We start from the raw sequence: 8,227 nt of genomic DNA on the forward strand, positions 1-8,227 counted from the left end.
AAGACCCTCGGTTGGAGGACACCCTCCGAAGCCCTCAACGAACACCTACTCTTGACTCAAGAAGCCAGTGTTGCAACGACTGATTGAGTCCGGGCTGACAGCCGTGGTCCGCGTGGTGAATGAGCTCGCCGACGACGGGCTCGCGGGAGGCGAGGGCGTATTCGAGGGTGGTCAGGACCAGGTCTGCGTCCGCGCGGGCGGAGGTCTCCCAGGCCACGACCCGGCGGGAGAATGCGTCGCGGATCGCGGAGAGCCACAGCGGGCCTTCCGACGTGGCGATCATGGTCAGGTCTGTGACCCACAGCCGGTTCGGAACGGGTGCGGTGAAGTCGCGTTGCACCAGGTCCGGAGCGAGGTCGGCGTCCGGGTCACGTCGGGTGAAGCTCTTGGCCTTGCGGGGACTGATCCCGGCGAGGCCGTCCTGGCGCATGAGCCGCTCGACGCGCTTGCGGCCGACTCGGGTGCCCTCGCGCTTGAGGACGGCGTGCACGCGCGGGGAGCCGTAGATTCCGCCGGACTCGTCGTGGACCTTGCGGATCCGGTCCGTCAGCTCGGCGTCCCGGCGGCGCCGCTCGCACGGCTCGGTCTCGGCCTGGCGCCACCGGTAGTAGGTGGAGGAGGGGACATGCAGTTCCCGGAGTACGGGCTCGACCCCCAGGTGCGGGTGCTCGTCGAGGAGTCCTGTCACCTGGGCCGGGTCGGGTCGGTGAAAGTCGGCCCGAGGCGCGGTTCCGGCCTTTCGACCGGCCCGTTTCCCCGGACCGCTTCCCGAACCCGGCGGGCACCTCTCAATGCACCGGGCTCTCCACAAGCCCCGAAATGGACCGCGTGTTGGATATCCTCATCCCGCTGTGGGCCAGGGAGCCGGGATAATCGAACCGCGGTAACGGTAGCGGGTCGCGCCTACCTTCTCCGGGTCGAACAGCTCCCTGTTCTCGCTGGCAGGCCACCATCCGCCACCGCAATAACGGTGACGGAGTTCCTTCCACGTGGACCGGCGGTGTTTGCGCCGCATCCAACGCCATACCGTCTGCCACGTGTAGTGACTCAGATAGGCGAAGGTCGCGGAGGACACCCCGGGCCGGAAGTAAGCGCACCAGCCCCGCAGCGCCATATTCAATCGACGCAGCAGGTCATCCAACGGCTGGTTCACTTCGACCTCTCGGCACAGCATCTTGACCTTCCGCTTTACGGCCTGGACAGCCTTCTTCGCGGGGTAGGTGTAGACGTAGTGCTGCCTGGTCCCTCTCTTGCGGTGTCGCTGGATGTGCCACCCGAGAAAGTCCAGGCCCTCATCGATATGGGTAATCAAGGTCTTCTCCGGTGACAGGCGCAAGCCCATCGTGGACAAGACCTCGGCGATCTCCTCGCGCAGGACCTCAGCATCATCTTTCGAGCCGAAGACCATCAGGCACCAGTCGTCCGCGTACCTAGTAAGGCGGTAGTTGGGCAGACCATGGCGGTGCCGTCTGGCACGGTCCACCTTGCTGGCAGCCGGGCCTCCCGGCGCCTGGGCTATGTACTCGTCCAGGACCGACAGCGCCACGTTGCTGAGCAAGGGCGAGAGAATCGACCCTTGTGGGGTTCCGGCGGTGGTCTCCCGAAGTTGGCGGTCCTCTCCGAGGATGCCCGACTTGAGGAAAGCCTTGACCAGTTCCAGGACGCGTCTGTCGCCGACTCGATGCCGCACCCGGTCCATCAAGGCCGTGTGCGAGATCTCGTCGAAGCATGCCTTGATATCGCCTTCGACGATCCAGTCGTACGACTTGGACGTGAGATAGCGAACCTCGGCCACCGCGTCATGAGCCCGGCGATTCGGTCGGAATCCGTAGGAACACGGAAGGAAATCCGCCTCGAAAATCGGCTCCAACACCAGTTTCAAGGATGCCTGGGCCACCCGGTCGGCAATGGTCGCGATCCCGAGACGGCGAAGTTTCCCACCCGTCTTCGGAATCATGCGCTCCCGCACTGGCAGCGGGCGGAAACTGCGGTCCTTCAACTGCGACCGCAGACCGGCGAGAAATTCCTCGACCCCCTGAACGACCTCGATGGAACGGGCCGTTCGCCCGTCCACCCCTGCCGTTCTTGCACCCCTGTTCCCCTTCACCCGGTCCCAGGCCACCAGAAGGAAACCGGGATCGGAAACAAGGTTGTAGAGGTCGTCGAACCTGCGATGCGAATCATCACGAGCCCAACGGTGCAGCTTGGTCTGGATATTCAGTACCCGTCGCTCCGCCACATATAAGGCGTGCTCCAGTTCGTCGGTATTCACCAGCGAAAACCTCCCGATATTCCAGCAGCCTCGGCTGCTGACTTGCTGGCCCCCTTCGCCCTGCGGCCGTCTCTCACGGCCTCCACGGCGGGTCGTCACGCCCGCGACTACTACGGAGCCTCCGCCCCATCCCACGGCCCACAGTCGGCAACGGACCTGCCCACCCCTGGAATGGCTGTCCAACAGGTGGGCGACCACGGATGGTTCCCACGTTCACGATGTGATCGATCGGTCAGGGAGGTGCCCAGCTCTACCCCGGCAGCATCGCCACGTCTACGCCGCAGACCTTCGACGTGGCCTCCCCACCGACACAACTAAACGGCTTCGGAGTTGAGACCCGGACCGAAAGGTCCGGAACTCACGCACTGCACACCGGCCCATATCCACCAGATTTGACCCGGCTTCGCTGTTACGGGGCGTCCACCACTGGTTCGCTCTCGCTACACCTTCTGACCTCGCTGAACGGGCCCGCGCCGTCTGGCAGTTCCAGCACGTCCCGCCTTCGTCGGGGCCGCTTGCCACCCTCACCGGCGTTCCCCGGATCAGGCTGCCCCCAAGCTTCGATCAGGCCGCTACGACGGCCCGACGGAAGTGGTCTTCCACCACCTCTCGATCAACATCGCGCCTCGTGGCGCACAGCTGTGCCGCGAAAAAAGCCGAGGCCGTCCGCAGGACCTCGTTCGCCCGCTTGAGCTGGACGTTCTCCTTCCGCAGGGCCGCCAGTTCCTCGCGCTCGGCGGTGGTGAGCAGGTCTCCCCGTTCGCCGGCGTCGGCCTCGGCCTGACGGATCCAGTTCCGCAGGGCCTCGTGGTGCACGCCGAGATCCTCCGCCATACGACGGATCACCGGCTTCGGCTCGGTGGTCCGGTACATCCGGACCGCACGCTCACGCAACTCCAACGGATATTTCCTCGGTGCGGACATCGTCCGGGTTCCTCCCATAAGACCCATCTGACCTCCTGTCACCTATCCCTGCATCTCGGGGGAACCTCAAGGGAGCGCAGCCGCGCAGGACTGGACGCAGCCAAGGCCCAGGGCCGTACCGGCGGCCGGCCGTCCGTGGTGGACGAGGACGTACTCACTGTGGCCCGTGCCAGGCAGACCAAGGGAGAGAGCGTCAGTGCCATCGCCAAGGCCCTCGGCGTCTCCCGCGCCACGCTGTACCGGCACCTGGGAGAGCGCACCTGAGACAGGAGCGCAGCAGTGCAGACAGGCCCTCGGCTCTACGCCGGGGGTCTGTCCGGCTCGGTGCGCGCCACCATGGCGAACGCCGTACAGATCCGCCGGAACCCGCGATGGTTGCTCAGGCCGGTGCGACTCATGCACTCGACGTCGACCGTCGCACTGTCCGTCGAGGGCTCCGCCTTCCACTTGCAGTGCAGGCACTCCGCCTCGAAGGTCACGTCCGTGTCCGGATGCTGCGTGATTCGGTGCGTCACGAACCGCAGGACCGCGCGCGCCATCAGCGCCCCTGGTGTTCGTTCCGGAGGTGAGTCCGCAGGCCCACGTTCACGTCCGACACCTGTGAGTAATCCCCGACCGACGTGGCGTTTGCGCGAGCCACCGCGTACCGAAGGCACTCACGACAACCCGACACAGGGTCGGGCGGCGCCGAGGGAAGGGTCAGGTGTACCGGTCCGTCCATCGTCGTTTTGGGTGTGCTCATCCGTGCGACCTCCCGACTGTTCGCTTGCCGAAGGATGATCCCCCGGGGCGCGTGCGGGATGGCGCGTCAGTCGCGTAGTCGACTGAAGTCATGCGCGGCAAGCGGCGGACCACTCGGCGAGCCGTGCCCGGAGGTCTTCGCCGAAGAGGGCGTATTCCTCGTACCCGGCGAACTCCTTCAGGTACGCCTGAACATCTCGGCCGTCGCGGAGTACGAGACTTCCCGCCGTCGTCTCGATGGTGACCAACGCGGCGTCGTAGATGGTGAACGTACTCAGAGGAGTTCGGGGCGTCGGTGTCCCTACGGGGATCACCCCGATCTGAACGTTCGGGAGGTAGGACAGGGACGCCAGCCGGTCCATCTGCTCGGCCAGTGCCAGCGGGGAGACGACCGGCCAGCGAACCGCCTGCTCGGTGAGCACGAACGTGAACCGCTTCGAGGCGTCGTAGAGGACGGCTTGCCGTCCGAGCTTCCCCGCTACGGCCTTGCTGGTGTCGGCCGGCGAGTGGGCCAGGCTCGCCCGTACGTACTCCGGTGTCGCGAGCAGCCCCGTAACCATCGAGAGCAGGAAGTAGCGCATGTGCGAAGAGGAGGCTTCGAGCGACTTCAGCTCGGCCTGTCTCGTGCTGAGCCCCTTGCGCCGGAGTTCTCGGAGGTTCCGCCACTCGGTGTTCGCTATCCTGGCAAGGGCGGAGACCTCGGAGACCAATTCCCGCGGAGCGTCCAGCGCTCGCAAGATCTGCTCGACGTCGACCAGGGACGGCCGTGTCCGGCCGTTCTCGATGCGAGACACCTTCGACTGGGACATGTTGCAGCGCGCCGCGAGCCGGTCCCCTGAGAGGCCGGCTCGCTTGCGTAGATCCCGGAGCAGCGAGGCGAGTTCGCTACCAGACTCGCCGAGCTGCTCAGCTTCGAAGGTCACTCCGTCACGCGCTCCGCGTACTCCAGGAAGGGAACCGACTCGGCAACGGCGATGCGCTGCCACTCGACGAACGGCGCAGGATCACCCTCGTACAGCTCCCGGCCGATCTGCGTTCCGTCGTGCTCGTACTTCATGAGAACGACCGTCGAGCGGTCGAACATCCAGAAGTCCTCGACGTCCGGCAACGGGTTCCCTCGCTCGGTCACGTCAAGGATGCGGATGTCCTCCCCGGCGAGCACGTGCGGTGCGTAGTACCGGGAGAACTCGAAGCGCAGGTACTCGGAGAACGGTCGAGTCAGGACGTGCACTCGCCCCTTGCTCCTTCCCTCGCCGCGCAGCCGCTTCAGGTCTTTCGTGTACGCCGACGAGTAGGTGTCCGGGTCGACGCGCTTGCCTGCCCTGAAGGCTGCGAGTTCGTCCGACTCCTGCGGTACGAGGTACTGGGGCAGGGTCTCCAGCCGCCACGCCTCCGACTGGAAACCGCGGAGCATCGCCCGCCACTCCTCACCATCCAAGAGCACGAACGGCCTCCCGAAGAACACTCTCGGGGATCTCCACGAGCCCTTCCCCCTGCGGGGCAGTGAAGGCGTCGGACACGTCGCCCTGAACCACGATGGAGCCGGACGCGGTGCGGTAGACGTTCGGGCAGTCATCCTCTCCACACGTTCCGTTGCCGTTGCCGTTGCCAGTGAGCCGAATCAGTTCTTCGCGTGCCATGCGGAACCCCCTTGACCTGCCAGCCCGGTTGGGCCGCCTGAGACGACCGTAAGGGGGCCACTCATAGCCGTCCATGCACGGACGTGACTCATGCACGTTGTTGCATGAACTGAGGAGAGAGGGGCGCACAGATGCTCTGAGGGATGTCCCGCCCCTCCCTCGCCGGGCATGACGAGGGGCCCCGCCCGACTCTCGTCAGACAGGGCCCGTACTCGTTGAGCGCGACCGCCGGCTCAGCTCTCAGGGAGCGGAGCTCAGGGGTTCCGGAACGTGATCCGACAGTGCTCGCCCTTGAAGGACCGGACCCCTCGACCGCGCGGCATCAGCTCGACTCGCTCGCAGACCTGCATGACGACGGTCCGCACGCAGTCGATGCGGTCGGGGTCCTCGTAGTCCAGTTCCTCCCACAGGTACTCGATGTCGCCCAGGTCGACGCGCACCCGCTGCGATGCCAGGTCTGCCAGCTCGGCCCGGATCTTGGTCAGCTCGGCGTCACACCTGCCGATGCCCGTTCGCAGAGTCGACGCGTCGATGTCCCCTACGGCGAACATCTCCGCCAGGGCGGTGCGCCTCTCGGATGCGGCCGTCTCCTCCGCCAGCAGTTCGGCCTCTCGCGCCTCGTCTGCCGCATCCGTGGCCGGTGCCGCGTTCCACTCCTCGGCCCTGTCGATGACCTTCCTGACCACGAAGGAGTCCAACGGGTCAGCCGGGCAGGTGATGCACCGGCCACCCGAACATGTGTAAATGCGGTACCGCTCTCCTGCCGCGTTCTTCTTGCTCCACCCTTGAGTGACGACGGCCTGACACTTCGAGCAGCGGACCACGCCGGACAACAGGGCCTTACGCTTGCCGCCACCGCCCGTGTTGCGCTCGGGGTCGCTCAGGTGGCGGACCAGGGCACGGAATATGCCTTCGGAGACGATCGCCTCCCAGTTGCCCGCCCCGGTCTCCTCGGTCCGCCGAACACGCATCCCGTCCGGCTTCTCGACCCACTGCGAGTACGTCTGGATTCCCGCGTTCCTCGGCTTCAAGAGGACGACCCGAAGGTTCGAGCTGCGCCACTCCTTGCCGTGCGGCGAGAGCAGTCCACGCGTGTTCCAGTCCTTCGCGATGGACCAGAGGGTGACGCCGGCCAGGACATCCCGGTACGCCTGCCGCAGGGCTTCCGCCTCTGCTTCCCGGTGCCTGCCGTCCCGCTCGAAGCCGAAGGGGCGAGTACTCCAGAAGGGCCTCCCCGACTCCCTGCGCCGCTGGTGTCCGAGTACCTGGCGTTCTACTCGCATCTCGGTCTCATTGCGAGCCACCACAGCGCCGATGCGAGCAGCGAGGCGGCCGGATGGAGTGGACAAGTCGAGCACTCCCTGAGCCTGCGCGGCGGCCAGCGTGACGCCGGTCGCCTCGGCCAGGTCCACGAGGTCTTCAAGATCCCAGGGGGTGCGGTACATACGGTCGTAGTGGCGGGACACGATGGCGTCCGCCTTGCCGTCCTCTACCAGAGCCTTGACGCGCTCCCACTCGGCGCTTCGCTTGGCTCCCCGCTTGGTCGACGCTGACGTGTCCTTCTCTACGACCACGTCTATGACCGACCAGCCCTTCCGGTCGCAGAGTGCCTGACTCAGCTCGACCTGTTGTGTCAGGTTCCCGCCCTTGGAATCCTCGCCCCTCGGGGTGGGGCTGAGCCTGGCGTAGATGATTGCTCGCACTGCCTGTCTCCTGCTTGTCGTCGCCTTGCGGATGATGCCGGATCAACGACGTACATGCCTAGTGAGTTACCTACGGGATGTGGCACTGCCTCAACCTGGTCTGCGGCCCGGAAGGCCGTGCGAGCGGAGTGCTGCTTCGGGCGGGCGAGATCAACGTCGGCGCCGGCCTGGCTCGCGGCCGACGGGTCTCGGCCCGCCTCGCCACCGCCCTCGGCGTCGACCGCGATCTGAACGGCGGAGACCTCTTCGGCGGCCCCGCCCGGCCCTGTCCGTACTGCACGGCACCCCGCCGCCGCGTGACCTCGTACGCAGCGGCCCCCGTACGGGGGTGGGCGGCGACGGCGCCCACCAGCCGTGGCGCTTCTGGATCGAGGGGGACCCGACGGTGAGCCCGTACCGCGCCCACGCCCCGCGTCGGCCGAGCAGGAAGGCAACTTGACGCACCCTTGGAGGGCGTCTAACGTAGTCCGAGCCGCTTGACACGGGTACAGCTCTCGGCACAGTCCATCGGACCGGACCGAGCCACCCGAAGTGGCCACACCACTACCTACGACTCACCCTGGCGGGTGCGAATTCGGTATGCCTGGATTCGCCCCATCGGCTCGATTATGAGTTGCCAAGAGAATCGGCTAACGTAGTGAACACGCCGAAAGGCAAGGCCACTCCACAGGCCGCCGGAAATCGAATTCGGACCGGAAACGGAACGAAAAAGAGTCTGGTAAAGTTGGAACCGCCGGAAAGGGAAAACGCGAAAGCGAAGAACCTGGAAGCGAAATGCAGGACCCGCTTCGACCGGGAATCGGACACGAAAGAGTCTGATAGAGTCGGAAACGCAGGACAGCAAGACAAAGCAGTAACGAAGGGAAGCGCCCGGAGGGCCCCGGTGAAACGGGACCGAAGGAAGCGTCCGTTCCTTGAGAACTCAACAGCGTGCCAAAAGTCAACGC

8 protein-coding genes and 2 pseudogenes are annotated in these 8,227 nt (G+C 65.8%); 2 read left to right on the forward strand and 8 right to left on the reverse strand.

Annotation, left to right across the window (positions count from 1 at the left end; all coding sequences use genetic code 11):
* Positions 1-103: 103 nt before the first annotated feature.
* From ACZ60Q_RS35855 to ACZ60Q_RS35865, 3 genes and pseudogenes are all read right to left on the reverse strand, one after another.
* Positions 104-688, reverse strand: a pseudogene (locus ACZ60Q_RS35855) (IS3 family transposase); the annotation flags it as partial.
* A 153-nt stretch (positions 689-841) separates the two neighbouring features.
* Positions 842-2,272, reverse strand: coding sequence for a group II intron reverse transcriptase/maturase (gene ltrA / locus ACZ60Q_RS35860; protein WP_469641792.1), 1,431 nt, complete (start codon positions 2,270-2,272; stop codon positions 842-844).
* Between the two features lie 564 nt (positions 2,273-2,836).
* Positions 2,837-3,196 (reverse strand): transposase, encoded by a 360-nt coding sequence (locus tag ACZ60Q_RS35865; protein WP_469641794.1) that lies wholly within the window; start codon positions 3,194-3,196, stop codon positions 2,837-2,839.
* Between the two features lie 135 nt (positions 3,197-3,331).
* Between ACZ60Q_RS35865 and ACZ60Q_RS35870 the strand changes: the two genes are divergently transcribed.
* The gene (locus ACZ60Q_RS35870; RefSeq protein WP_469641796.1) at positions 3,332-3,460 is read left to right on the forward strand and encodes a helix-turn-helix domain-containing protein; all 129 of its coding nucleotides are present in this window, start codon (positions 3,332-3,334) and stop codon (positions 3,458-3,460) included.
* 35 nt (positions 3,461-3,495) lie between these two features.
* On the opposite strand, the gene ACZ60Q_RS35875 is transcribed toward ACZ60Q_RS35870, so the two are convergent.
* The 5 genes from ACZ60Q_RS35875 to ACZ60Q_RS35895 all read right to left on the reverse strand — a co-directional run bounded on the left by ACZ60Q_RS35875 (position 3,496) and on the right by ACZ60Q_RS35895 (position 7,280).
* Positions 3,496-3,735 (reverse strand): DUF7848 domain-containing protein, encoded by a 240-nt coding sequence (locus tag ACZ60Q_RS35875; RefSeq protein WP_469641798.1) that lies wholly within the window; start codon positions 3,733-3,735, stop codon positions 3,496-3,498.
* Between the two features lie 291 nt (positions 3,736-4,026).
* Positions 4,027-4,860, reverse strand: a complete 834-nt coding sequence (locus ACZ60Q_RS35880; RefSeq protein ID WP_469641800.1) for a helix-turn-helix domain-containing protein — start codon at positions 4,858-4,860, stop codon at positions 4,027-4,029.
* On the reverse strand, positions 4,857-5,381 hold the full coding sequence (locus ACZ60Q_RS35885; RefSeq protein ID WP_469641801.1) for a DUF6879 family protein: 525 nt from the start codon (positions 5,379-5,381) through the stop codon (positions 4,857-4,859). The genes ACZ60Q_RS35880 and ACZ60Q_RS35885 overlap by 4 nt, the downstream gene beginning before the upstream one ends.
* Positions 5,365-5,577, reverse strand: a complete 213-nt coding sequence (locus ACZ60Q_RS35890; RefSeq protein ID WP_469641803.1) for a hypothetical protein — start codon at positions 5,575-5,577, stop codon at positions 5,365-5,367. Before ACZ60Q_RS35890 ends, ACZ60Q_RS35885 begins: the two co-directional genes overlap by 17 nt.
* Positions 5,578-5,831: 254 nt before the next feature.
* A complete protein-coding gene (locus ACZ60Q_RS35895; RefSeq protein WP_469641805.1) occupies positions 5,832-7,280 on the reverse strand; it encodes a recombinase family protein in 1,449 nt (482 codons plus the stop codon).
* Between the two features lie 68 nt (positions 7,281-7,348).
* Here ACZ60Q_RS35895 and ACZ60Q_RS35900 point away from each other — a divergent pair.
* A pseudogene (locus tag ACZ60Q_RS35900) lies at positions 7,349-7,719 on the forward strand (DNA-3-methyladenine glycosylase); the annotation flags it as partial.
* Positions 7,720-8,227: the final 508 nt, after the last annotated feature.

Source organism: Streptomyces sp. NPDC104313, from assembly GCF_055583985.1.

Bases quoted from the DNA above. Each gene is read 5' to 3' on its own strand.
- ACZ60Q_RS35865 (WP_469641794.1), bottom strand. From the start codon at position 3,196: ATGTCCGCACCGAGGAAATATCCGTTGGAGTTGCGTGAGCGTGCGGTC.
- ACZ60Q_RS35875 (WP_469641798.1), bottom strand. From the start codon at position 3,735: ATGGCGCGCGCGGTCCTGCGGTTCGTGACGCACCGAATCACGCAGCAT.
- ACZ60Q_RS35890 (WP_469641803.1), bottom strand. From the start codon at position 5,577: ATGGCACGCGAAGAACTGATTCGGCTCACTGGCAACGGCAACGGCAAC.